The organism is Rossellomorea aquimaris (assembly GCF_020171925.1).
Lineage (GTDB): Bacteria > Bacillota > Bacilli > Bacillales > Bacillaceae_B > Rossellomorea > Rossellomorea aquimaris_F.
Genome location: NZ_JAIVAR010000002.1, coordinates 507,994 through 532,190, shown reverse-complemented (window position 1 = coordinate 532,190; position 24,197 = coordinate 507,994). Strand labels below are relative to the sequence as shown.

Genomic DNA, 24,197 nt, shown 5'->3' with positions numbered 1-24,197 from the left:
TCATCCTTCCGCCTTTAACTCGAGTATGGTGTCGCGAAGCTGGGCTGCACGTTCGAAGTCGAGTGCCTTGGCCGCTTCCTTCATTTCCACTTCTAAGCTGGCAATGAGTTTTTGCCGCTCCGGTTTGGACATATTTGATACTTTCGTTTCTTTCCCCTCATAAACGCCCGCTTCTTCTGCAGCATGTGTCGCACGGATGACATCCCTGATTTCCTTTTGGATCGTGGTCGGGGTGATGCCGTGCTTTTCATTATATTCTACCTGGATCTCACGACGGCGCTTCGTTTCGTCGATCGCTTTTTGCATCGAATCCGTCATCTTATCGGCGTACATGATGACCTTACCGTTCGAGTTACGGGCCGCCCGTCCGATTGTCTGGATCAAGGACCGCTCTGAACGAAGGAATCCTTCCTTATCTGCATCGAGGATCGATACCAATGATACTTCAGGGATATCGAGCCCCTCACGAAGCAGGTTGATCCCGACGAGGACGTCGAATTTTCCGAGGCGGAGATCACGGATGATCTCGATCCGTTCGAGCGTCTTGATTTCCGAATGCAGGTACTGTACCTTGATGCCGATTTCCTTTAAGTATGCCGTCAGATCCTCTGACATCTTCTTCGTCAATGTCGTGACGAGGACACGCTCATTCTTCTCGATGCGTTCATTGATTTCCCCTAGAAGGTCATCGATCTGCCCTTCGATCGGGCGCACTTCGATGATCGGGTCGAGAAGGCCTGTCGGACGGATGATCTGTTCGATCATTTCAGGGCTGTGTTCAAGCTCATATGGACCAGGTGTCGCGGATACATAGAGGAGCTGCTGTACTTTTTCTTCGAATTCCTCGAACCTGAGCGGTCTGTTATCCATTGCTGAAGGCAGGCGGAAACCGTGGTCGACAAGCACCTTTTTCCGTGCCTGGTCCCCGTTGAACATCCCCCTGATCTGCGGCAGTGTCACGTGGGACTCATCCACCACGATCATGAAATCATCCGGGAAGTAATCGAGTAATGTGTACGGTGTCGAGCCAGGAGGCCTTAGCGTCAAATGCCTGGAATAGTTCTCGATTCCTGAACAGAAGCCCATCTCCCTCATCATCTCGAGGTCATAGCGGGTCCGTTGTTCAAGTCTTTGCGCTTCGAGGAGCTTACCGTCTTCCTTCATGATTTTCAGCTGTTCCTCGAGCTCCTGTTCGATATTCTTGATGGCCACCTGCATCTTCTCTTCACGTGTTACGAAGTGGGAAGCCGGGAAGATCGCGACATGATCACGGTCACCCATGATTTCCCCAGTGAGTGCATCGACTTCACGGATGCGGTCGATCTCGTCCCCAAAGAACTCTACGCGCATGCAATGTTCATCGCGGGAAGCCGGGAAGATTTCAACTACATCGCCGCGTACGCGGAACGTCCCGCGCTGGAAGTCGATGTCGTTTCGTTCATATTGGATATCCACAAGCTTGCGGAGTAGCTGATTGCGTTCAATCTCCATCCCTGTCCTGAGGGAGAGCACAAGCTCACGGTATTCTTCCGGGTTACCCAACCCGTATATGCAAGAGACGGAAGCGATGATGATCACATCCCTCCGCTCAAACAAGGCCGAGGTAGCCGAGTGGCGAAGCTTATCGATTTCATCATTGATGCTCGCGTCTTTTTCTATGAATGTATCGGTTTGAGGAACATATGCCTCTGGCTGATAATAATCGTAGTAGCTGACGAAATATTCGACGGCATTATCGGGAAAAAAATCTTTGAATTCGCTGTAAAGCTGACCGGCAAGTGTCTTGTTGTGGGCAATAATCAATGTCGGTTTCTCGACTTTCTGAATCACGTTGGAAACGGTAAAGGTTTTACCGGTACCCGTTGCCCCCAGCAGCGTCTGATGACGTTTTCCCTCATTGACCCCTTTAACCAATCTATCAATCGCCTTCGGCTGATCGCCTTCCGGCTTGTATTTGGACTTTAATTGAAATTGTTCCTTCACCGTGAAACCTCCTGTACTTAAGGATCGGTACCTTGTTATTTACCTATTTATTCACAAACTAAACACAGTCCATTCATCTATACACATTCTACCACAAATCATACAGGAATAACCAACAAAAAGCGAACAAAAGTTCGTTCCAGTAATTCGTTAATGTGGATAACACGTGAAAGGTACGTCCCTCATCGCGTTAATGCGATGATGCATCGGGGGACGTACCTTCATATACACACAGGCTGTGAATAAGTTTGTGGGTAACTTTTATTTGATTGTGGAAAAGATTTAAGTTTATCCACAAATTTATTCATAAACTGTGAATAATGTGTATGAATGCGCATTCAGATTGTGAATAACCGGTGATTTTTAAGAGTTTACTCATAATTCTGATAAATTATCCACAAATCCACAGACAAAAAAGCCTGGACACTGCTATTATCCACAGTGTTCAGGCTTTTTTCTTTGCTTTGTTCATCATCTGATTGCTGTACCAGAATCCGACGGTCAGTGATGCGGCATCGACCACGATCAGCCACCATGAATCGGTGTATCCTTTTGAGACGGAAGCGGCAATCAGCGCTACGGTCAATATGAGTCCGACAATATGATTGTAGGTGACCCTTGTAAACAGGATCACAAGCAATCCAGGCAGGAAGATTCCAAGAATGAATTTCGACACGTTCGACTCTCCTCCAATGAAACGAATACCCATATTTTAACGAATAAGTTGCCTGGAGGAAAGGATTTTCTCTTTATCCACCGTCCCGGATCAAGCGCTCTGTCCGCTCCTTCAATTCGCTGTGGGGGATGAACTTCTCCGAGAGCATATCCGGCAAGATGAATTCGAGGAAGTATTGCACGCACTTCAGATCTTTGAATTTGACGATCGTCGACAGCGCCTCTTGATAAATTTCCATGAAGAGTGGTTCCGGATTCCCTTTTTGAATCTCACCGAATGATTCATAAAGGAGGTCGATTTTATCGGCAACCGACAGGATCCTGCCTTCAAGCGAACCATCCTTCCCTTCTTTGAACCGCTCTCTATACACCGCTTGGAACTCCGGCGGAATTTCGTTTGAGATGAATTTTTTGACCATCTCATCCTCCACTTGGCTGAACAGTTCGCGCAGTTCGGCGGAAGCATATTTCACCGGTGTTTTGATATCCCCCGTGAAAAGTTCGGCATAGTCATGGTTGATCGACTTCTCATATAGTGATTTCCAGTCGACCTCTTGTCCATCCTGTTCCTCGACCGTCCCAAGGAACTGAGCGATCTTCGTGACTTTGAAGGAATGGCTTGCTACATTGTGTTCATGATATTTGAATCGCCCCGGACAGCGCACCAGCGTCTCCAAGTCCGACAGACTTTTGAAATAGTGATGAATTCCCATTGCTGTGTGTCCTCCTCTCTACTTGTCCAAAAATGCCCCTACCCATTTTCACAAAGGAAGAAACAATCTATTCTTCCATGTGAGCCTGATCATAGGAGAGATAGAAACCTCCCTTAATCCGAGTATATCCATTACACATTGTTCTCGGGTTAAGGGAGTTCTAGTCAAAGATTCACTGATTCAGGGCAGCATTTGCTGCTCACCTTAAATCAGGCGGACGGACACGACGCCGTCGATGGCTTTCAATTTTGCCTTCACATCATTCTGATCAGACGGGGAAAGTTCCTGATCCAGGTCGATCATCGTATAGGCCCATGTGTTCTTGCTCCGGTTGATCATGTCGGCGATATTGACCGCGTAGCCTGAAAGAATCGTCGTGATGCCTCCGACCATATTCGGGATGTTCTTATGCATCACGGTCACCCTCATCTTCCCACTGTATGGAAGCTCGACGTCAGGGAGATTGACGGCATGTTTGATGTTCCCCGTCTCAAGATAGGTTTTCAGCTGTTTCGTCGCCATGACGGCACAGTTTTCCTCCGATTCCACGGTCGAGGCGCCAAGATGAGGGACCGGGATGACATGATCGTATTTCAATACTCTTTCATTCGGGAAGTCCGTGACATATTTTTTGACGATTCCTGACTTCAATGCTTCTCCGAGCGCGCTTTCCTCCACAAGTTCGCCCCTCGAGAAATTCAAGAGGGTGATGCCCTTTTTCATGCGCCTGAAGCCGTCATTATTCACAAAGTGCTTCGTCTGATCCGTAAGCGGCATATGGAATGTGATGAAATCGCATTGCGCCCATACATCCTCGATGTTATGCGCCCTTTTGACATCCTGCGATAGTCTCCAAGCGGCATCGACGGAAATGAATGGATCATAGGCGACAACGTCCATCCCTAGTGCCAGTGCATCGTTTGCAACGAGGACACCGATCGCGCCAAGGCCGACCACCCCTAGCTTTTTCCCCTTGATTTCCCTGCCGACAAACTCCTTTTTCCCAGCTTCCACAAGAGTGGATACATCTTCTTCGTTCCGAAGGGTCTGTGCCCAGCCAACAGCGGAATAGAGGTTCCGTGACGCCGCTATCAGGTTCGCCAGGACAAGTTCTTTGACCGCATTGGCATTAGCGCCAGGTGTGTTGAAGACAACAATCCCTTTCTCGGTACAGTCATCAACCGGGATATTATTGACGCCGGCCCCAGCCCGGGCAATCGCTTTAAGGGAAGGGGGGAATGAAAAGTCATGCAGATTTTTGGAGCGCACAAGAAGTCCATCGGGATCTCCCTCTCCATTCAGGTGATAATTGATGTCGTCCTCGATCAGTGAGAGGCCACGTTTGGCGATTGCATTGTACGTATTGATTGAAATCATGTAGATCCTCCTTAAGTACAGTATGTTCAAAAGTCGATCGGGCAGAAAGTTCATGACGGTCTTTCATCTATAAGAATAAGTACATCCTTTTAAAAATGCCGGCGTTCAAAATCCTTCATGAATTCGACTAGTGCTTCCACGCCTGATGGCTCCATGGCGTTATACAAACTAGCGCGCATGCCGCCGACGGATCGGTGTCCTTTCAGGAAATGAAAACCGGAATTCCCTGCTTCTTTTAAAAATTTGGCATTCAAGGCGTCATCATTCGTCGTGAACGGGATGTTCATCAGTGACCGATTTTCCATACAAACGGGATTGTCGAACAAGTTCGATTGATCGATATAAGAATAGAGATGGTCCGCCTTTTCTTTATTGCGTTCTTCCATTCCTTCTACGCCACCATTTTCCTTCACCCACTGAAGCACCAGTTTCAGTACATAAATCGAGAATGTAGGCGGGGTGTTGAACAATGAACCGTGTTTCACATACGTGCCGTAATCCAATAGTGATGGACAATGGGCAGGTGCTTCCCCAACGAGATCTTCTCGCACGATGGCAACGGTCACCCCTGAAGGGCCGAGGTTCTTCTGGGCACCGGCATAGATCAGACCGAACTTCGAGACATCGAGACGCTCGGATAGGATATGCGATGACATGTCCGCAATCAGCGGGATATCCCCGGTGTCGGGATAGTCACGATATCGTGTTCCTTCTATTGTATTATTCGAAGTGATATGTACATACCTGGCGTTTTCAGAGAAATCCGTCCTTGAATAGGAAGGGATCGGGCTAGTGAGATCATCAGCCTTGAGGATGTTGACGTTCCCCGTCTTTTCCGCTTCTTTCACTGCCTTCTTGGACCAGCTTCCAGTGACAATATAGTCGGCCGTGCCGCCAGCCTCGAGCAGATTGAGGGGAATCATCGAAAATTGCAGCGACGCCCCGCCTTGCATGAATATAACATGATAATTATCCGGGATGGATAACAAATCCCTGAGGAGTGCCTCTGCGTCGTCGATGATCCCTTGGAACGGCAGGGAACGATGGCTGAGTTCCATCACGGACATGCCGGTGTCTTCATAATCAAGCAATTCCTGCTGCACCTTCTGAAGAACCGGTTTCGGCAACACAGCCGGTCCGGCCGAAAAGTTGTAAACCTTATTCATCCTTAACACCACCCTTTAGAAAGTTCAGAATTTTTAACAAATTATAGTGAACGGCGCACATTTCGTCAATCTCCACCACCCGACATGTAAACGCTTAACATCCCCCTTTGCTTTCCCTTTCCAAATCCACCGTGTCCTTCCTTTAAGTTTTAAAATTTCAACAAAGGTACGTCCCTCATCGCTTTAAAGCGATGAGGGACGTACCTTCGCGCGGGACTTTGTCACTCTCTTGAAGGGATTTTATGGAAGTGTTATAGTTAGATGGGTAAATATTCTGAAATATTTGTAATCGCATTGTCATCAAGGTTTATAGAAAAAGGGGGAAAATACCTTGAGAAATCAACTTTTGTGGCTGCCGGTCCAGTTTACATTGACCTGCATCGGCCTGTTCCTTTTCAGTGGGGCAGCTTCCCTGCTCGCCTATGATCATGAGTTGATCATCCACATGGCCAACTATATCGACTCATTGAAAGGAGTTTCCTATGATATGCTCCATCCACAGTCGATCTTCATCACCCTTGAAGCGAACGGAAAAGCGTATCCGATCTTCCCGATGCTACTGCAGCTGTTCGGCTATTCGCTCGTCCTCTTACTTACGGCGTTCCTGATCAGCATCGTCAGCTCGGCGTTCATAAGCTATATGTCCATGCTGCTCCCTCGCCGTGCCCGGCGGACATTCCTAAAGGTGCTGGATCTCCTTGACTCCCTGCCTGATGTCCTGGTCGTGGTGCTGCTGCAATTGTTGATCATCTGGCTGTTCAAGAAAACCAATATCCTGTTCCTTGATATTTATAAAATAGGAGAAGAAAAGATTTATGTCCTTCCCATCGTATGCCTCGCCATCATGCCGATCGCATTCCTAGTGAAGAATTTCCTGTTTCAGCTCAGGGAAGAAGGGGACAAGCCCTATGTGGAATTCTCTTTCTCAAAAGGTTTCTCCAAGGCCTATACGGTATGGGTCCACCTATTCCGGAATGTTTGGATCAGCTTCTATTATCATATCAAGCCGATCTTTCTAATGATGCTTTCGAATCTATTGATCATCGAAATCCTTTTTAATATCAACGGCTTCATGGTCGCCTTGTTGTCGGTTGCCACCAGCAAGCCGAGTGCCTTTTTCATCGGGATGCTCATGATTTACATCCCATTCTTCATCGTATTCAGTGCGGGGCAGCTTTTGCTGACGAAAACGATTGGTGCCGGGGAGGTAGAAGCATGAGAGTACTGAAGTCCATACGGTTTTGGATCCCTTTCTTACTGTTGATTTCATTGATCATCGGAAGCTTTCTCGTCCCTGTCTTCATCCCTGATTTCCAGGAATCAGGTCCGTCCTATATGACCGATGAAGAAACCGGAAAAGTCATTGCAGCACCTCCCTACAGCATCTCTGAGATGCCACCGCTCGGAAGTGACAAACTGGGAAGGAATTTGTTCGTGATCCTTGTTGCTGGCGCAAAATACACACTGATTTCGGCGATTGTCATCGCCTTACTTCGAATGGCAGGGGGCTTCACCCTTGGGATCCTGTACGCCTTCCTTCCACGCTGGATCAGGAAAGGTAGCAAAGGAATATTGGATACATTCAACTTCATCCCGCTCGCCATTGTCGTCTACATCCTGCTATTTCCGCTACAGCAGGCATTTGTCGGCGGAGCACTCTCTTCATTTCAATTTTTGATCATTGAAGTGATCGTCATTTCGTTGATCGTCTTCCCTTCACTCGGCATGTATGTCGGGCAGGGGATGAATGATTTCCTGAGGCAGGATTTCATCTCGGTGTCGAGGACGATGGGTGCCACCAGGTTCCATCTGATCCGGAAGCACCTCTGGCCCCAATTCAGCCGCCAATCGATCGTCCTATTTTCCGAGCAGCTTTCCCAGACGCTTTTGCTTCTGGTCCAGCTTGGGATCTTGCACATCACCCTGGGTGGCCTGATGATGGTCAATTTCGGGATCTTGGAAACCATCCCGGAGTATTTCTCGGTCACGAATGAATGGGCTGCGACGATGAGCATCAACATCCAGCAGATTTTCAACAAGCCTCTTCTCCTGTTAGCACCGCTCTTGTTCTTTGCCGTTTCGATTTACTGTGTGAATGTGATCAGTTCAGTGCTGAGAAGTGTCTTAATTGAAGGGGAAGCTGTCCGTAAGAAGAAGCGCAGCAAGGTGAACACGGAGTCTCGGGCACAGACTAACGTCGGCAAGGAGCATTTCCAGTTCATGCAAACGGGGAAAAGGAGGGATCTTCATGGGTAAGCTGAAAGTGTTGGCCGCTCTCGTCAGCGTCCTCCTCCTACTGTCGGGGTGCCGCGTCATCTGGGTGAATCCGCCGCTTGAAGCAGCGGATGCGAAACCACAAGCCGATATCCCTGCAGCAGGAATTGAGCCGATCGACATACAGGCATATGTCCAATATGACAAACGGAAGATTGTTTTCCGAGGCGAAACAAATCTTCCTGAAGGAGCGGTCATTGAAGTTTCATTAACACAATTTCCTGAGGGAACAGACCCCTTGAACGTCACGAACGGAAGCGTCGATCCCCTTCCCGATACGAAAATCGGGGATACTGGCGAAGTCGCGGAAGACGGCACATACCTGATCGTTTTACAAAGGGATCCCGAGAAACAATACCAGATCTCCACCCAATTCAGGCCGGAACAGCAGCCTCCTCAAGTAAAAGAAACATATGGGGAAACGGGGGAAAACATCGGGAAGAGCGAAGGCCTTTCGGAGTATGAGGTGGACGGGACTTCATATAGAGGCATTGCACTGTACGCCCCTCTTAACAACGTGGATGAACCCGGCTACTATATGGGTAAATGGAACCTCAAGCCCGAGCAGAAAGACGCAAGGCCATATTAGTAAAAAAATAAACCTGTGCCGCAAGTAGGCACAGGTTTTGTTCATCCTGTCAATATATCTTCCTTCGGGTAACGAATTTTCTCCTTATCCGGGCGGGATAGGGAGAAAGCCAGCGTGAGTGGTCCCAGCTTCCCGATGAACATGACGACGATGAGCACACTTTTTCCGATATCGGTCAACGTGCCGGTGATGCCCATCGAGAGGCCGACGGTTCCGAATGCCGAGACGACTTCAAAGAGGATCGAAAGGAATGAAGCCCCTTTTTCCGAATTATTCATGATGAGCAACGAGAGAAAGATGAGAAAGATACTCATCATCGACACGGCAAGCGCTTTAAAGATATGCTTCTCATCGATGGTGCGGTGGAATACCCGGATCTCCCTTTTTTCCTTCAGGAAGGCAAAGGCGCTCATCGTGATCACAAGGAATGTGGTGAGCTTGATCCCGCCTCCCGTTGAAGCACTCCCCGCCCCGATGAACATGAGCAGGATCGTCAGGAGCAGGGTATCCCTCTCCATGCTTCCGTAGTCAAGCGTATTGAACCCGGCCGTCCTTGGGGTGACCGCTTGAAAATACGCCCCCTGGAGCTTATCGAACAGTGACAGTGGCGCCAATGTGCCTGGGTTGTTGTATTCAAGTAAGAAGATAAGGATCATGGCAGCCATATTGATGAACAGCGTCCCCCACACCATCAGCTTCGTATGCAGTGAGAACTTCTTGAACGACCTCGTCTGGTACAAATCAACCAGCACCGTGAACCCGAGTCCGCCGATGATGAATAAAGCCGAGATGACGATATTCACCAATGGGTCCCCTACATATCCCATCAAGCTATCCGACCAGACGGAAAAGCCTGCATTATTGAAAGCAGAGATGGAATGGAACAAGCTGACGTATAATCCCCTGCCCCATCCGTATTCAGGTACCCATTTGAAGGCGAGTAGCACCATGGCAGTCCCTTCGACGATGAACGAGAAGACGAAGAGATATTTGACCAGCTTGATGACTCCCCCGACAGAGGTTTGATTCAATGCCTGCTGGAGGAGAAGCCGTTCCTTGAAGCCGATTTTCTTTCCGAGCATCATGAAGATGAGACCGGCAAACGACATGATGCCGAGTCCGCCCACTTGGATCAGGATCATGATGACGACTTCACCGAACAGCGTGAACACGCTGCCTGTGTCCACGACGACAAGCCCCGTGACCGTCATCGCCGATACAGATGTGAACAATGCGTCGAGCATCGTGATGCCGTCCTCTGTCGCAAACGGGAGCTTCAACAGAAACATCCCGAGCGTACTGAAAAAGATGAACGTCACCACCAGCAGTTGCGGCGGGCTCAATCGAATGACTTTATCCTTCATCGTTTATACACCTTCTTTTTCAAAACGATTGATATCGCGGTTATGACCAATCACAATCAAGAGATCCTCCTTCTGGATGACTTCCTCTGCAGATGGTGAGACGATGACTTCGTCGCCGCGGTGGATGGCAATGATGTTGCATCCGTACTTCGCACGGACATCCACATCCAACAAGCTTTTGCCCGCCACTTTCTTCGTGGCCAGCACCTCGACGATACTATGTTCCTTTGATACTTCTATATAATCGATGATTTTCTCCGATGTGATATGATGGGCGATCCTTCTTGCCATATCACGCTCGGGATGGATGACCTTATCCGCCCCGATCCGGTCGAGAACCTTCTGATGGTAGGCATTCGATGCTTTGACCCACACTTCATTGACCCCGATTTCCTTTAGCTGCAGCGTCGTCAGGATACTCGCTTCGATATTCTCCCCGAAGGAGACGATGACATGATCGAAGTTGCGGAGACCGAGTGATTTCAATACCGATTCATCCATTGCATTCGCCTGGACGGCATGAGTCGCAACGTCCTGGAACTTCTGGACAACCTCATGATTGATATCGATTGCCAGCACTTCCACATTGAGTTCGGCAAGCTCCTGGACAAGGTTCCCTCCAAATCTTCCTAATCCGATGACGGCAAATTGTTTCTTCATGATGTACTACCTCCAAAAAACCTTTTTATTAGCTTAACCAATTCTAATTGGTATCGTCGCTGAATCTCCGCCTAAGAGCATATTCCCCCTTGGCGAAGTCACTCAAACGCGAAACGTTTCCCCCAGTCATACCGGAAAAAAAACACACAAAAAGACCACAAGGAATACACCCTGCGGTCATCGATTTTTGATCACAAGCATCATCCTCCATTACGCTTACGGGGTTAGCTGACGGATTCGGTCTATGAAAGTAGCCCTACCCTCTTTGCCCTCCTGCATCCCCGATCCACATGAGTCATAGCGACCATGCCATCTGGTTCAATCATAGGAAGAGCAAGAAGGATTCACCCCTATTACCCGGGTCCCCCGCTTCGAATTGAATTAAGCGATAAAGAATATTCATTTGATGATTGTTATCATACTCCTCGCCCCGATTGTTGTAAATAACTTTTTTTGAAAGCTCTTTTGTTGAGAATTTTTTGTATTACTTTGTTAAACACCGCTGCCCGATTCCCGTGCAAAACTTCGCTTTCCGCGGGCGGTTGGTGAGCCTCCTCTTCGCATTCGCTCCTGTGGGTTAGAAAAGCGGAAGTGGGCGTTTTGCTCCCTTTGAAAAATCTTCTTCGTCTTTAGAGGCGTTTTTCGCCTCAAAAGTCGAAGGTTAATTTTCAAACGGGAGCAGACCACTGGAGCTAGACACGTCTCACCTAACTCGCTTTTCCCGTAGGAGTCTTCGTTTTGCACTCCAATCAACCGCTGGAACCGGCATAAAATCTTCAAGATTCGTTAAGGGGGCATTATTTTAGTTAGCAACAAGGCTTGTTGTTTCATAAAAATATCATTATAGATCAAGGGCATCTTTACTATTAATCATGATGGGTAATCCTACCTTTAATAATAGGATTCGAGAAGGGATATGACATTTCTTTTTTATTGTCATAACACTACTTTATTTGTTGATTCTCGTTGCAGGTGTTCGACTCTGATTGTAAATAGAGACCTCTCAGGGCATTTGCCAAAATTTATATAGTCTCATGAGGTTTCCAAACCTGCTTGTCCGGGAAAAGCATACATAAGTTATATGAACGAAGTACTAGAAAGGACGAGTGTTTATGGCTGATTTTTCATCGATCGCATCTCAGGTGACAAGCAGTAAGAGCTCTTCTAAAGGAGAGGATATCAAGCCCTGGATCAGGGGATTCGCACGAGTGGGATATATCGCAAGGGGAAGTGTCTATATGATGATCGGGGCCCTCGCCCTGATGGCAGCATTCGGGGTCGGCGGGAGCATGTCCGATTCGAGCGGTGCATTCAGGGCGGTGGCACAGGCCCCGTTCGGCGAAGTATTGCTATGGATTGTCGGATTCAGCCTGATCGGGATCGTTTTATGGAGCTTCATCGAGGTAGTGAAGGATCCGGGTCACTCCGGCAGCAGCAAAGTGAAATCGACATTCAGGAGACTGTCCCACCTCTTTAGCGGCATCGCCTACGCTGTACTATCCTACAATGCTTTCATGATCGCGATGCATGCGAAAAGCGGCTCGGGATCAGGTAAACAAACGATGTCTGCAAAGCTCCTCTCCCAGCCTTTCGGTCAGTGGATCGTCGGGATCGTCGGGGCCGTCATCATCGGTTATGCCCTTTACGAAATCCATAAAGGATACTCAGAGAAGTACACGAAGTATTTCAAACGCCATAAAATGTCGGATAAAGAATGGCAATTAGGGAAAAAAGCCGGAAAGCTCGGGCTCTACTCCCGTGGCCTCGTCTTTCTCCTTGTCGGCTATTTCTTCATCCAGACGGCGATCACGGCAGATCCCGATCAGACAAAGGGACTTGACGGCGCGCTTTCGAAAATCGCGCAACAACCCTTTGGTCAATGGATCCTGGCCATTGTTGCGGCAGGTTTGTTCCTTTATGGGGTCTATCAGATCCTTAAGGGGAAGAACCGTCACCTCAGTATGTATTGATTTTTTCAATTGAAAAGGACAGAGCCCTCGGCTGATCAAGCGGGCTCTGTTTTTTTGTGTGAACAATTTAGTACAATAAAGGAGATTGCATAGATAATGCTTACTTAATGGATATAGTATGTTCTTACATAAGGTAGAAAGAAGGCTGAAAGATGAAAATACGTTTATCAATGATGGTGACGCTCGTCCTCTTGCTCGGGGCATGCAGCAATAACGATCAAGGAAATGAACATAGTGGTCATGATGAAACCCACCATGCGGAAAATGGCCACAACGATCACGGTGATCATGACCATAACGATGAGATCTTTGGTGAGCTCAACAAAACCAAAAGCTTTGACATCCCTGAATCAACCAACGAATCTTCCTCGGATCATCTTCAAACACTCATGACGAAAAACACGACCCGGCTCGATTCAAGTGATGCGGAAACGGTGTCCATTCTCACTTCACAGATGATCTGGCCCGCAACCCATGGGAATAACCAGCCCGGTACGGTCATCCTTGTTCCACAGAGTCAATGGCAGCTTGGATTGGCGGCAGTCGATCTTGTCCATCATCCGAATAACGGACCGGTCCTCTTCTATCAGGAAGACGGGATCTCGGATGCTACCATGAATGAAATCAACCGATTGGATCCGAAGGGGAATGTCAACGAAACCGAGATCATGGTGATGGGAGATGCACCGAGAGCCGTATCAGAACAGCTGAAAGGATACAAGACAGAAGAAATGAAAGCCTCATCCCCTGAACGCTTCGCGGCTGAAATCGACAAAGCCTATGCCGAGGTGACCAATGGGACGTATCCGGAAAACATCATCATCGTCTCCTCCGAAGAAAAAGCAAAGCTTTATTCGCTCATCGCGGCCAACTGGATCGCCCATATGCCGGAGCCCCTCCTGTATGTGAATGACGGCGGCATCCCGGAAGAAACGAAGAAAGCGCTCGAGAAAAGGGACGGTCAAGCGAATCTTTATCTATTGGGCTCGACGGATGTGTTATCAGAAAAGGTAGAAAAGGAACTGAAAGACTTCGGAAACGTAACGAGGATAAAAGGGAGTGACCCTGTAACGATGAGTGTGGAATTCGCATCGTTCAAGGATGATGACACAGGATTCGGCTGGGGCTTCGATGAACCCGGACACGGTCTGTCTTTCATTTCTACCTCTACCTCTCAGCTTGCAATTCCGGCGGCACCGTTTTCCCATCTCGGGAAACACTCCCCTCTCATTTGGCTGGAGGATGGTGAAGCCGGTAAGATCGTGACCGACTTCCTGGCCGGTATCAAGCCACTATTCAAGGACAGTCCACAAGACGGTCCTTATAATCACGGCACGGTCATCGGAGGCCGCGAAGCCGTTTCCCATCAATCACAGGGTATCCTGGATGATGTCCTGGAGATCGTCCCTGCGAGCGGCGGAGAGCATGGAAGTCATTAATCCGACTTGTAGGGTGGCTTGATGGCAGTAGTACCGGATAATCCGGAATCTGCACATTTTCTTCAAAAAATTCAGGTACGATATCATTGGTAGGAAAGGAGGGTATCCATGAAGAAGATTTCCACGAAGCTCGCGGTGTATTTTACGGTGGTCGTGTTGATCCTTGAAGCCCTGCTCATGTTTTATCTTCATGAAAAAATCGTGAACAATCGCATCGGGGAAGAACTGGAAGCCATTCAATCCCGCGGGAACAGCCACAGGGATGTCCTTGAGGATCATTATTCAGAGGATACCCTCCGGCACATTGCATTGATGGAATCAAAAACGGAAACCGAAGTATTGATTACAAACCGGGAACGAAAGGAAATCATCAGTTCCCCAGGACTCCCTTCAACGCTGAAAAAACAGATCATAAAAGCGCCCCCTCCTTCCGGCCGCAACGGCACGGTCCTTGAAGGGGATTATCGAGAGCAGCAGTATCTGGCAACGGTCACTCCATTCAGGACAGACAGTCAAGCAGGCTATGTGTATATGTTCAAAAGCACGGCTCCGCTCCGGGAGTTGATCAGGGAACTGAACGCCCACTTCTTGATTGCGGGGATCTCGAGTCTCATATTGCTCGTCGTCATCCACTTCACCCTATCAAAGCTTCTGACCAGGCCACTGATCCGGATGAAGCATGCCACGGAGAGGATCAGCAACGGAGATTATGATGTCACCCTTCCCCCGCTCGGCCATGATGAGCTCGGGGAACTCGGCGAATCGATCAACAAGCTGTCACAGGATCTGAACACGATGAAAAGGGACAGGGCTGAATTCCTTGCCAGCATTTCACACGAACTGAGGACGCCCCTTACATATGTCCAAGGCTATACGAATGTCGCCTTGCGAGAAAATATCGACGAACGTGACCGTCAGGAATACTTACGGATCATCCAGGAAGAGACGGGCACGATCGTGAAGCTTGTGGAAAATTTATTCGAGCTCGCGAAACTCGATGAAAATGCGTTTACGATTTTTAAAGAAACATTCGATCTTTGCCCTTTCCTGCACAGCATCCATTCAAAGATGGCACCCGCTTTCAAGAGCGAAGGAAAGATGCTGCACGTAGAGTGTGAACCCCACCTCACTTTGCACGCCGATCCAATCAGGCTCAGGCAGATCCTCGTGAATCTTCTGGATAACGCAAGGAAATATTCGAAGGAGGATACATCGGCAATCCTCCACGTCACATCCAAGGAACAATCGGTTGAGTTCATCGTCAAGGATGAAGGAATCGGCATTTCACAGTCCGACATCCCCTTGATTTTTGAACGCCTCTATCGTGTCGAAAAATCAAGGTCACGCGAGCTCGGGGGCAGCGGGTTGGGACTCTCGATCGTCAAGATGCTTGTGGAAGCACATGGTGGCGCCATTTCCGTCACCTCTACCGAAGGAAAAGGGACAACGGTCGCAATCAAGATGCCAAATACTGAAGGAGGATGAAGATGAGGACAATGTTACTTGTGGATGATGAATCCCGGATGTTGAACCTGTTGGAGCTTTATTTAAGGCCAGCGGGGTATTCGATCGTGAAAGTGAATAATGGCCATGAAGCGATACAAATCATACGGAAGAAAAGAATCGATGCCGTCCTCCTCGACATCATGATGCCTGAACTCTCGGGTTGGGAGACATGCGAGCGGATCCGCTCCTTCTCCCCCGTCCCCATCATCATGCTGACGGCGAGGGATACAAAAGAAGATGTGATCAAAGGGCTGAATGCAGGGGCGGATGATTATATCACAAAGCCTTTCGATGAAGAAGAGCTCCTTGCCCGCGTAAATGCCCTATTGCGACGGGAGAACAACGAATTCCATTCGGCTGAGAGCCTACGTTTGAGCCGGGGTGAGTTCACCCTTGATTTCAGCTCTTATACGTTCCATCACGGGGACAATAGAATCTCACTCACAATGAAGGAATTCAAGCTTCTTGAGGCGCTCATGAAGAACCCGGAGCGCGTCTATACCCGGGATCAGCTGCTCGTGATGGTGTGGGATGTGAATGCGACGACCGAGACAAGGACGGTCGACTCCCACATCCGTAACTTGAGGGACAAGCTCAAACGCGCCGACTTCCCGATCGAAGAACATCTGACGACCGTTTGGGGAATCGGCTATCAATGGAAAATCTAATGTAGAAAGCAGGAGATTCAATGAAGAAGTTAATCGGAATGGCAGCGGCTGCAGCCCTTGTAATGACAGGATGCTCTTCTTCCGGAAGCGAAGATTATGCATTCACGGACATAGACAACGGAAAGGTCGAACACCTCCATGGCGCAGGTTACCCGAATGCTCAAGAAGCCTTCGTCATTGCGACCCATGATGGACTATTAAAATACGAAGATGGAAAATGGTCCGAAGCGAACAGCAAGAAACACGATTATATGGGATTCTCCCCATACAGCGAGGGGTTCTATTCAAGCGGTCACCCCGAAGAGGGCTCTGACCTGCAAAACCCACTCGGTCTCGTCAAAAGCACCGACTACGGAGCAAGCCTTGAGAAGCTTGCTTTTTACGGGGAAACGGATTTCCATTACCTTGCCACAGGCTATGACTCCGGTGTTGTGTATGTCTTGAATCAAGAACCCAACTCAGAACTTGAAGCCGGGCTGTACTCCACAGATGACGAAGGGCAAAAGTGGGAGAAGAAAAAAATGGACGGATTCGACTCCACCGGGATCGGCAGCATGGCTGTCCATCCAACTGATCCAAACCTGTTCGCAATCGCAAGCCGGGACGGCCTCTTCCTTTCAGAAGACGGAGGAAACAGCTTCAACGCCAAGACCGAAGGCGTGATGACGACCGGAATCTTACTAAGCGAAAAAACAGGCGTGTATTCGTCCATTGAAAATGGTAAAATCACACTGGTCGAGTTCAATCTTGAGAGCGGAAAAGAAACCCCGCTTCAAGCGCCCGACCTAAAAGAGGACAACCCGATCATGCACATCACCCAGAACCCCGACAAGCCCGATGAATTGACGGTCGTGACCTATAAAAACGATATTTACCGCACAACCGACAAAGGCGGGGAATGGGAAGAAATCATGAGTGAAGGACAGATCGAATAGTCCCCCTCACACTGTTTAAATAAGGAATGAAGACGATGGAATGGCTGTCACTGATAGTAAAAGAAATCATGGAAAACGAATTGAGCGGGACTGCCTTTCTCCCCGCACTATTCAGCATTATCGTAAACGTCGTAATCAGTGTTGCCGGTGTGCTCCCGAGCGTCTTCCTCACCGCAATCAACATTTCCTACTTCGGCTTTGAAACCGGCTTGCTCATTTCCATCATCGGAGAAGCACTCGGCGCGATCATCACCTTTATCCTGTACCGGAAAGGGATCTCTCTTGCCAAGCTGGATAACATCTCGGAGAACCGTTACTTCATGAAACTGAAGCAGGCGGAAGGCAAAGAGTGGATCTTCCTCTTGTTCCTGTTCCGGATCATGCCCTTTGTGCCATCCGGGGTCGTCACGGCTGCCGCGGCATTCAGCAGCATCTCCACATTGGCATTTGCCGTCATCAGTACGATCGGGAAGATTCCTGCACTGGTGATCGAGGCGTTGATCGTCGTGAACGTGATCCAGTCATCGAACGGGACGTGGATCATGCTCGGTGCGGCTATCGTATTGGTACTTGGCTACGGAGCGGTACGACTCATACGTTCAAATAGAGGATAAGAAAACGCCCGGAACACAACGTTCCGGGCGTTTTCCCCTGTTTCATCCATTAAGTTCGTTCCTTACTTCCACACGTTTAAAATCATCGACGCTCATTTCCATTTTTCCTGCGTCTTTTTCACTCTTATACTTTTCTTTGAATTTCTTATAATAGTAAGAATGCCCGGAAGTTGCTCGGACATACCCTTCCATCATCAGGGCGACGGCAAACATCGCACTTGCAAAGAACAGGATCGGCGTGAGCGGAATCCACGGTGCCCCTTGTAGATACCTGAACGTGTCGCCGATCAAGCCTGACCACTCATTGGTCATCGACTGCGGCGGATCCTTTACTACGGAGTAATCAACGTCCGTCCCTCCCACAAACAGTTGCAGCAATCCAAGGTGGATGAAGACGATCAGTGTCTGTATGATCTGCTGACCGAACAGGACGACCAGCTTGTCTTTCAACATCGGGAAAATATGCTTGAAAATGATCCGAAGCTTACTTGCCCCAAGCACCCTGGCGCTGAGAATGAATTCTTCCTTATAGATCATCGACACTTCATTTCCGAGTAAGGACGACAGAATCGGGACGATCAGCAAGGTCAGTACGATGATTTCAATGATGAGGCGTTCCGTCATCGTTGTCGGGAAGCCGTTGAACGGTTCCCATAGCACAGGGTGAAGCAGGAAGTAAGCCAAGATGGATAACGGAATGTAATGAAACGAATCGATGGTCCCATTGATCGACTTTTTGAACCGTTGCAAGTACGTCCCGAGAATAAACGCCACCGGAAGGGAAATCGCCACTCTCAAGAACGCGATGATGAAGGAAATGATCAGCGTATACTTCGCCCCGATCAGGATCTTCGCAAGCATATCGAGGCCAAGCGGATCGGTCCCGAACGGAAAGCTCCATTTTGGAGAGATGGGGGCCGACTCGACCAGAACCCCATTCTCCGAGATAAAATAGAGCCTCCTGACCTCATCGTCCCATATGAACGTATACAGAAAGCTTGCCAGTATCAGAAAAGACAGATACAGGAATCCTGTGAGGAATAACGGATTCCTCCATACACTTCGTTCCGTCATAGCTCCTCCCCCCTGTTGGCCTTGCGGGAAAGGATGTACTCCCCAAGGTTATAAAATAAGAATAGCGGTACGAATATGCTCAGCAGCGCGAGCGTAAATAATTTGGGCTGCAGGGTGGCCATGAGAAATCTGGTGATGCCCGGGATATTGAACAGCAGCTCGACGACAAATAAATTCGAGAGCATGAACCACACCGTTTTCTTTGATTGAAAAAACACGGAAATAACGGCATTCCTAAGGATATGTACGATTAAAATGAACAAGCGGCCAAGCCCGATGGACTTTGCTAGCAGAACGTAATCCTTCTTCTCTTCTTTCTCGAACGTCATGATGGTCAAGCGATACAGCTGGATCGTCGGCAGAATCGAGAGCACAATGATCGGAAGAACATAGATTTTCTCTTCATAGGTTGCGGCGATTCCGACCAAAACTGCGCCAGTTTGCTTGTAGGAATATAAAAGGGCCAATTGAAGCAGCAGGATGATGAGGAGATCCGGCAGTGATTCAAATAAATAGAAAACAAATTTAATAGAATCCCTGATTTTTTCGGAGAACATCATGGTGAAGATCGTAAGGAGGGCTGCCATCAGCATGCTAAGGAAAAAAGAAGAAAAAAGGACCGTCAATGAATACTGGATCGGTTCCCAAAGATAAGGAAACAGATCGCGCTCCTTCTGTCCCCCGATGACCTTGTATGTCAAACCTGAAGGGTGCAGGATGGCATCGATGATCTCACCGATTGTCATCCAATATTGACGGAATCGCCATTCATTTTGGGCAAGTCCTGAAACGAGGACCGGCAAGCCGCCCATCAGGAGAATCCCCAGAACGGAGAGAATGAATGTTTTTAAGATTTGCAGAAATTTCATCGACAGCCTCCCATAAAGTGGAATTTATTAATGATAGTTAAATTATACCAAAAAGGGACGTGATTGCACGAAAAAAAACAGGAAACCAATTCGGTTGCCTGTTTTAACGATGGATTGGATCAAACAGAGCAATTATTCGGCCCAGTCTCCATCTTCTGCTGTGTGCTCTCATCCGGTTGTTTCTTCCCCATATTCGTTTCACGGATTTCTTCATGACTATTCGGTTCCTCCGGCAGATGATCAGTGACGAGATGACGGAACTTCTCACGGTCATCCACTTTCAACTTTTGATTTTTCTCATAAAGCCTGTCCAATCGTTCATAGACACTTCCATCAGCATTCAGTTCAGTCATTTCACCGAAGTGGGAAGGAAGGACGGTTAATACCGGTGAAAGGCTCTTATACCGTTCGTACAGGGTGTCCCTTAAATCGCCAACCCAATCCTCTGCTTTACCGGCAAGATCGGGACGGCCGATCGATTCAACGAAGAGGATATCACCCGATAGCAGAAATTCGTCATTCACAATCAGGCTCGTGCTACCGATTGTATGACCGGGAGAATAAAACGGCTTGATCGTCACCGCTCCGACCGTGATTTCATCCCCATCCCTTAGCGGCGTGTATTGGAATTCGACACCTTCATCATCCTTTTCAGGAAAATAATAAGCAGCATCGTATTGCTTCGCCAAGTCGCGGCCTCCCGAAATATGATCGGCGTGAAGATGGGTGTCCATCACGGCTTTCAGCCCTATTCCCTGCTCATCGATGAAATCGGTATAAAATCCTGTCATCCGGTTCGCATCGACGATTGCAGCTTCCCCGTCGGATTCAATGAGATAAGAAAGACATCCTTTTCCGAGTCGGACAAATTGATAAATCGCTCCGCCTTCACCAGGCAGCTTGCCGATTTTCACAGGCTCAAGATGCTCACTCCAGCCGTTCATCCCGTTCACGACATACGTGATGTCTTCCACTCCTGCTTCCCTCAGGATTTCGACTCCATCCTGTGACGAGATCCCCTTGGCACAAACAACATAGATCGGCTCATCTTCCGGCAGTTTCGCTTTCGCTTCCTGCGGGCTTTCCTTGATTTCCTTAAGCGAGATATTCAAGGTTTCCACGGTTTCTCCTTCAATTTTCCAATTCTTATAGTCCTCCTCACCTCGGACATCGAGGATGAAGATTCGTTCTTTTTTCATGATTTTCTTGGCTACATCTTTGACCGGCATCGGTTGCATAGACACACAAACATCTCCTTTCGAATTCATTCACACTCAACTATACCCTTATGCGTATTTACGAAACATGAATTTTCAATCTTTTTCAGGAGGAAACTTGTTGGCAAGACATGCCTTTTGACAATAAAAATAATGTGTTGTATCGTAGTTTAATCCCGACTAAATCAATACGAATATTTTCTTTACTAATAAAGGATTCTTATAGAGCTTATAGGGTAAAACTACCAAACAAAGGAGGAGATAAGATGAAGGCGATATGGACGAAATACCTCAATGCCTCTCTTATTTTAAAAATAACCATCGCACTGGTTCTAGGTGTCATCGCGGGGCTCGTATTCGGCCAAGACGCGGCCGTTCTGAAACCGCTCGGTGACGTCTTGATCCGCTTATTGAAATTTCTCATCCTTCCACTGATCCTGTTCACGCTGATTGTCGGAGTGAACCAGACGAATGTGAACAAGCTCGGACGGATGGGCGGAAAAATGTTCTTATATTATGTACTGACTTCTGCTTTAGCCATTGTGGTCGGGGTTTCGGTCGCCAGCCTGTTCGACCCTGGTACAGGCATGACGCTCGATACAAGTGAAACGTTTGAAGTCCCTGAAAATCCAGGGATCGTCAGCGTGCTGCTCAACATCATCCCTGATAACATCGTGACGGCTTTCACCGAGTTCAATCTGCTCGGGATCATCTTCACGGCACTCACCTTTGGAATTGCAATCTCTTATTTACGTTCGAGTGAACAGTTCCATGAAGTCGGGGAACAAGTCTATAAGGTTGCAGAAGGCTTGAACGAAGCCACACTCGTCATCATGAAGGCAGTTTTACAGTATGTGCCGGTCGGCATCTTCGCCATCATGGCAAATACAGTCGGGAATCAGGGCATGGACACCCTATTGTCCCTCGGGAACATGGTGCTTGTATTGTATGTGGCCATTGCGGTTCAGATCGGGCTGTACATCCTGTTTATGATCTTCTTTAAAATCAAACCGGGTGCTTTCTTTGCCCAGGCCCGCACACCGATGGTCACGGCCTTCGTCACGCAAAGCAGCTCAGGCACACTGCCCCTTACGCTCAATGCGGCGAAGAACTTAGGGCTGTCCAAAAGCCTGTATGGCTTCAGCCTTCCGCTCGGCGCGACCATCAACATGGACGGCGCCGCCATCCGGATCGCGGTATCCGCTGTATTTGCCGCTAACGTGGTCGGCGATCCATTGACGCTGACAGAAATGCTTGTCGTCGTCCTGATCGGGACACTTGCATCAATCGGAACCGCCGGCGTTCCAGGTGCGGGAATCGTCATGATCGCGACCGTATTCGCACAGCTCGGATTGCCGATGGAAACCGTCGCACTCTTGACTGCAATCGACGCCCTGGTCGGCATGGGAGCGACAGCGCTGAATGTCACAGGTGACTTAGTCGGGACCGCCATCATTGATAAAACAGAAAAAAATGAAGCCGAATCGACAATCTAATCATAAAAAAGCTTGCAGACTCATCTCTGCAAGCTTTTTTACATTGCTATGATACCTGATGGCGATCCCAGCCCGAATCCTGGTCGGCGAATAAGATGCCGAGTTCGTGGTGGTCGCCTTCATATAGCGCACCCTGTGCAAAGCGATTTTCTCCGTTGACGTCCAACACTTCAAGTTTACAATAGGCACCATTCTTCTGAAGTGCCTCGTAAAATTCACGTTCCGTCCTGACCTCAATGCCGTTCACTTTCAGGATGACCTCTCCGATCCCAAGCGACAGCTTCTCAGCCGGCGAACCCGGAAGGATGCCGAGGATCATGACGCCACTCGATTGTCTTTTATAAAAATAAGGCTTCGTTTCCTCTGATGAATGATGGCGATACGCAATCCAGGCGCGGCCAAGGATGGCAACGACCCCGGATGCAACTGAAAACATCGGTGCAAAGAAGCCAGTCACAGCAAGTGTGAGCACGAAGGCACCGAGCCAGAAAACACGGGACGCGGTCTGCTTAATCGCAATTTCCGGCAGCGTGCTTTTGACCACTTGCTGAAATCCTAGTAAGAACGGGACACAAAGCAGCGAATAATTCTCTGTTCCAAGCGTGAAGACCGGCCACCAATCAAACGGCAGACTCAGATTCCCCGTCGGAAGGAGCACAAACATCGGCACCATCCACAGCTTCCTGCTTTCATGGACCCCTACCTTCAAGCCACGCTCACTTTTCATCAGTCGCGGTGACGTATGCTTCCATCCATTGATGCCAATCAGGATGCCCTCGATCAATGTCAGCACACCGGCAAGGATCATAATCGAACTGAGCAGCCCAAGATTTAATCCTTCCATATATGTATCAAGGTACGGGATGTCCCAACCGAAATAATGGACCGTCACAAGAAGAAAATATGAGAACCCGACCGTAATGGCAGCCGAGACAAGGTGAAAATTCCTCGTAAGAGCAAACAGAACACTCAAGGCCCCGATCAACGTTAGGGAAATAACCGGAACAACAAGTCCCACTCCCACGGTGACCAAGGAAAACAAAAGCCCTGCAGCAATCCCATATGATAATAAAACACGCGTATCATGATACCCGTCCAATAACCTTGTATGAAAATCTTTCCGTTCTCTTTTCACACGATAATACCCAGTCAGGACCGCCAAACACACAGACAGGATCAAGACCGGGTGAAGAATGAACTTGCCTAATGCCTTCAAGGCGTCCAACAGCCAGAGCTCGACCAATGAAACGCCACCCCCTCTACACGATTTTCTATTATCTATCATTTTATCAAAATACTCTGGTAAAACCTATTGCAATTTTTTTCTGATTCTATTACAAAAAGAAGTGTTTCGGTAATCTATTGAATTCTTTCGACAGCATCCGTTATATTTTCCCGGGAAATGATGTCGGAAATTCCGGGATGGTGGCGGGAGTGTGCCTGGCACGATTCGGCTCTTTTTGCCTGGCTCAATCCTGGCCTTTTGAGCCTGGCTCAATTACACCCTTTTGTGCCTGGCTCAATCCAGTCATTCTGTGCCTGGCACCGCTCAATCAAGAAGCCACTCACCCAAAAACAAAAGACCGCTTCCAAAAGAAGCGGTCCACT

Annotated in this window: 21 protein-coding genes and 1 riboswitch; of the genes, 10 read left to right on the top strand and 11 right to left on the bottom strand. The window is 48.5% G+C overall.

Annotated elements, in window-relative coordinates; all coding sequences use genetic code 11:
* The 5 genes from uvrB to serC form a co-directional block, all read right to left on the bottom strand.
* Complete coding sequence (uvrB, locus tag LCM10_RS10205; protein ID WP_224876142.1) at window positions 1–1,983, bottom strand: excinuclease ABC subunit UvrB; 1,983 nt, start codon at window positions 1,981–1,983, stop codon at window positions 1–3.
* Window positions 1,984–2,428: 445 nt separating this feature from the next.
* Window positions 2,429–2,692 (bottom strand): CsbA family protein, encoded by a 264-nt coding sequence (locus LCM10_RS10200; RefSeq protein ID WP_224876140.1) that lies wholly within the window; start codon window positions 2,690–2,692, stop codon window positions 2,429–2,431.
* 40 nt (window positions 2,693–2,732) lie between these two features.
* A complete protein-coding gene (locus LCM10_RS10195) occupies window positions 2,733–3,371 on the bottom strand; it encodes an HD domain-containing protein (protein WP_224876139.1) in 639 nt (212 codons plus the stop codon).
* A gap of 204 nt (window positions 3,372–3,575) precedes the next feature.
* Window positions 3,576–4,748, bottom strand: coding sequence for a phosphoglycerate dehydrogenase (locus LCM10_RS10190; RefSeq protein ID WP_224876138.1), 1,173 nt, complete (start codon window positions 4,746–4,748; stop codon window positions 3,576–3,578).
* Between the two features lie 89 nt (window positions 4,749–4,837).
* A complete protein-coding gene (serC, locus tag LCM10_RS10185; RefSeq protein ID WP_224876136.1) occupies window positions 4,838–5,914 on the bottom strand; it encodes a 3-phosphoserine/phosphohydroxythreonine transaminase in 1,077 nt (358 codons plus the stop codon).
* A gap of 331 nt (window positions 5,915–6,245) precedes the next feature.
* On the opposite strand from serC, the gene LCM10_RS10180 reads away from it, so the two are divergent.
* The 3 genes from LCM10_RS10180 to LCM10_RS10170 are packed head-to-tail and all read left to right on the top strand — an operon-like array spanning window position 6,246 to window position 8,777.
* Window positions 6,246–7,133: an ABC transporter permease subunit gene (locus LCM10_RS10180; protein ID WP_224876134.1), complete on the top strand. Its 888-nt coding sequence runs from the start codon at window positions 6,246–6,248 to the stop codon at window positions 7,131–7,133.
* Window positions 7,130–8,170 carry an ABC transporter permease subunit gene (locus LCM10_RS10175; protein ID WP_224876133.1) on the top strand — a complete coding sequence of 347 codons (1,041 nt, stop codon included), beginning with the start codon at window positions 7,130–7,132 and terminating at the stop codon, window positions 8,168–8,170. The genes LCM10_RS10180 and LCM10_RS10175 overlap by 4 nt, the downstream gene beginning before the upstream one ends.
* Window positions 8,163–8,777: a hypothetical protein gene (locus LCM10_RS10170; protein WP_224876132.1), complete on the top strand. Its 615-nt coding sequence runs from the start codon at window positions 8,163–8,165 to the stop codon at window positions 8,775–8,777. Before LCM10_RS10175 ends, LCM10_RS10170 begins: the two co-directional genes overlap by 8 nt.
* 41 nt (window positions 8,778–8,818) lie before the next feature.
* On the opposite strand, the gene LCM10_RS10165 is transcribed toward LCM10_RS10170, so the two are convergent.
* The gene (locus tag LCM10_RS10165) at window positions 8,819–10,141 is read right to left on the bottom strand and encodes a TrkH family potassium uptake protein (RefSeq protein ID WP_224876131.1); all 1,323 of its coding nucleotides are present in this window, start codon (window positions 10,139–10,141) and stop codon (window positions 8,819–8,821) included.
* Window positions 10,142–10,144: 3 nt separating this feature from the next.
* The gene (locus tag LCM10_RS10160) at window positions 10,145–10,801 is read right to left on the bottom strand and encodes a potassium channel family protein (RefSeq protein WP_224876130.1); all 657 of its coding nucleotides are present in this window, start codon (window positions 10,799–10,801) and stop codon (window positions 10,145–10,147) included.
* 198 nt (window positions 10,802–10,999) lie between these two features.
* Window positions 11,000–11,199: riboswitch (cyclic di-AMP (ydaO/yuaA leader) on the bottom strand.
* Between the two features lie 714 nt (window positions 11,200–11,913).
* On the opposite strand from LCM10_RS10160, the gene LCM10_RS10155 reads away from it, so the two are divergent.
* From LCM10_RS10155 to LCM10_RS10130, 6 genes are all read left to right on the top strand, one after another.
* On the top strand, window positions 11,914–12,771 hold the full coding sequence (locus tag LCM10_RS10155) for a DUF1206 domain-containing protein (RefSeq protein ID WP_224876129.1): 858 nt from the start codon (window positions 11,914–11,916) through the stop codon (window positions 12,769–12,771).
* 152 nt (window positions 12,772–12,923) lie between these two features.
* The gene (locus LCM10_RS10150; RefSeq protein ID WP_224876127.1) at window positions 12,924–14,210 is read left to right on the top strand and encodes a cell wall-binding repeat-containing protein; all 1,287 of its coding nucleotides are present in this window, start codon (window positions 12,924–12,926) and stop codon (window positions 14,208–14,210) included.
* A 108-nt stretch (window positions 14,211–14,318) separates the two neighbouring features.
* The gene (locus tag LCM10_RS10145) at window positions 14,319–15,695 is read left to right on the top strand and encodes a sensor histidine kinase (RefSeq protein WP_224876126.1); all 1,377 of its coding nucleotides are present in this window, start codon (window positions 14,319–14,321) and stop codon (window positions 15,693–15,695) included.
* A gap of 2 nt (window positions 15,696–15,697) precedes the next feature.
* On the top strand, window positions 15,698–16,384 hold the full coding sequence (locus LCM10_RS10140) for a response regulator transcription factor (RefSeq protein WP_224876125.1): 687 nt from the start codon (window positions 15,698–15,700) through the stop codon (window positions 16,382–16,384).
* A 20-nt stretch (window positions 16,385–16,404) separates the two neighbouring features.
* Entirely contained in the window at window positions 16,405–17,319 is a 915-nt protein-coding gene (locus LCM10_RS10135; RefSeq protein WP_224876124.1) for a F510_1955 family glycosylhydrolase, read from the top strand.
* A 35-nt stretch (window positions 17,320–17,354) separates the two neighbouring features.
* Window positions 17,355–17,933, top strand: coding sequence for a TVP38/TMEM64 family protein (locus tag LCM10_RS10130; RefSeq protein WP_224876123.1), 579 nt, complete (start codon window positions 17,355–17,357; stop codon window positions 17,931–17,933).
* Between the two features lie 42 nt (window positions 17,934–17,975).
* On the opposite strand, the gene LCM10_RS10125 is transcribed toward LCM10_RS10130, so the two are convergent.
* The 3 genes from LCM10_RS10125 to LCM10_RS10115 form a co-directional block, all read right to left on the bottom strand.
* Window positions 17,976–19,007 (bottom strand): ABC transporter permease, encoded by a 1,032-nt coding sequence (locus tag LCM10_RS10125; protein ID WP_224876121.1) that lies wholly within the window; start codon window positions 19,005–19,007, stop codon window positions 17,976–17,978.
* Window positions 19,004–19,876 (bottom strand): ABC transporter permease subunit, encoded by an 873-nt coding sequence (locus LCM10_RS10120; protein ID WP_224876120.1) that lies wholly within the window; start codon window positions 19,874–19,876, stop codon window positions 19,004–19,006. The genes LCM10_RS10125 and LCM10_RS10120 overlap by 4 nt, the downstream gene beginning before the upstream one ends.
* 119 nt (window positions 19,877–19,995) lie before the next feature.
* On the bottom strand, window positions 19,996–21,120 hold the full coding sequence (locus LCM10_RS10115; protein ID WP_224876119.1) for an MBL fold metallo-hydrolase: 1,125 nt from the start codon (window positions 21,118–21,120) through the stop codon (window positions 19,996–19,998).
* A gap of 239 nt (window positions 21,121–21,359) precedes the next feature.
* Between LCM10_RS10115 and LCM10_RS10110 the strand changes: the two genes are divergently transcribed.
* Window positions 21,360–22,589 (top strand): dicarboxylate/amino acid:cation symporter, encoded by a 1,230-nt coding sequence (locus LCM10_RS10110; protein ID WP_224876118.1) that lies wholly within the window; start codon window positions 21,360–21,362, stop codon window positions 22,587–22,589.
* Window positions 22,590–22,635: 46 nt separating this feature from the next.
* Here the strand turns inward: LCM10_RS10110 and LCM10_RS10105 are convergent, their stop codons facing one another.
* Window positions 22,636–23,832 (bottom strand): PDZ domain-containing protein, encoded by a 1,197-nt coding sequence (locus LCM10_RS10105; RefSeq protein WP_224876117.1) that lies wholly within the window; start codon window positions 23,830–23,832, stop codon window positions 22,636–22,638.
* Window positions 23,833–24,197 lie beyond the last annotated feature (365 nt).

What these genes read in the sequence shown, in the direction of transcription:
- LCM10_RS10175 (WP_224876133.1), top strand. Translation starts at nt 7,130, where the DNA reads ATGAGAGTACTGAAGTCCATACGGTTTTGGATCCCTTTCTTACTGTTG.
- LCM10_RS10165 (WP_224876131.1), bottom strand. Translation starts at nt 10,141, where the DNA reads ATGAAGGATAAAGTCATTCGATTGAGCCCGCCGCAACTGCTGGTGGTG.
- LCM10_RS10200 (WP_224876140.1), bottom strand. Translation starts at nt 2,692, where the DNA reads ATGGGTATTCGTTTCATTGGAGGAGAGTCGAACGTGTCGAAATTCATT.
- LCM10_RS10125 (WP_224876121.1), bottom strand. Translation starts at nt 19,007, where the DNA reads ATGACGGAACGAAGTGTATGGAGGAATCCGTTATTCCTCACAGGATTC.
- LCM10_RS10135 (WP_224876124.1), top strand. Translation starts at nt 16,405, where the DNA reads ATGAAGAAGTTAATCGGAATGGCAGCGGCTGCAGCCCTTGTAATGACA.
- LCM10_RS10140 (WP_224876125.1), top strand. Translation starts at nt 15,698, where the DNA reads ATGAGGACAATGTTACTTGTGGATGATGAATCCCGGATGTTGAACCTG.
- LCM10_RS10170 (WP_224876132.1), top strand. Translation starts at nt 8,163, where the DNA reads ATGGGTAAGCTGAAAGTGTTGGCCGCTCTCGTCAGCGTCCTCCTCCTA.
- LCM10_RS10195 (WP_224876139.1), bottom strand. Translation starts at nt 3,371, where the DNA reads ATGGGAATTCATCACTATTTCAAAAGTCTGTCGGACTTGGAGACGCTG.
- LCM10_RS10145 (WP_224876126.1), top strand. Translation starts at nt 14,319, where the DNA reads ATGAAGAAGATTTCCACGAAGCTCGCGGTGTATTTTACGGTGGTCGTG.
- LCM10_RS10190 (WP_224876138.1), bottom strand. Translation starts at nt 4,748, where the DNA reads ATGATTTCAATCAATACGTACAATGCAATCGCCAAACGTGGCCTCTCA.
- LCM10_RS10150 (WP_224876127.1), top strand. Translation starts at nt 12,924, where the DNA reads ATGAAAATACGTTTATCAATGATGGTGACGCTCGTCCTCTTGCTCGGG.
- LCM10_RS10120 (WP_224876120.1), bottom strand. Translation starts at nt 19,876, where the DNA reads ATGAAATTTCTGCAAATCTTAAAAACATTCATTCTCTCCGTTCTGGGG.
- LCM10_RS10155 (WP_224876129.1), top strand. Translation starts at nt 11,914, where the DNA reads ATGGCTGATTTTTCATCGATCGCATCTCAGGTGACAAGCAGTAAGAGC.
- LCM10_RS10110 (WP_224876118.1), top strand. Translation starts at nt 21,360, where the DNA reads ATGAAGGCGATATGGACGAAATACCTCAATGCCTCTCTTATTTTAAAA.
- LCM10_RS10160 (WP_224876130.1), bottom strand. Translation starts at nt 10,801, where the DNA reads ATGAAGAAACAATTTGCCGTCATCGGATTAGGAAGATTTGGAGGGAAC.
- LCM10_RS10130 (WP_224876123.1), top strand. Translation starts at nt 17,355, where the DNA reads ATGGAATGGCTGTCACTGATAGTAAAAGAAATCATGGAAAACGAATTG.
- serC (WP_224876136.1), bottom strand. Translation starts at nt 5,914, where the DNA reads ATGAATAAGGTTTACAACTTTTCGGCCGGACCGGCTGTGTTGCCGAAA.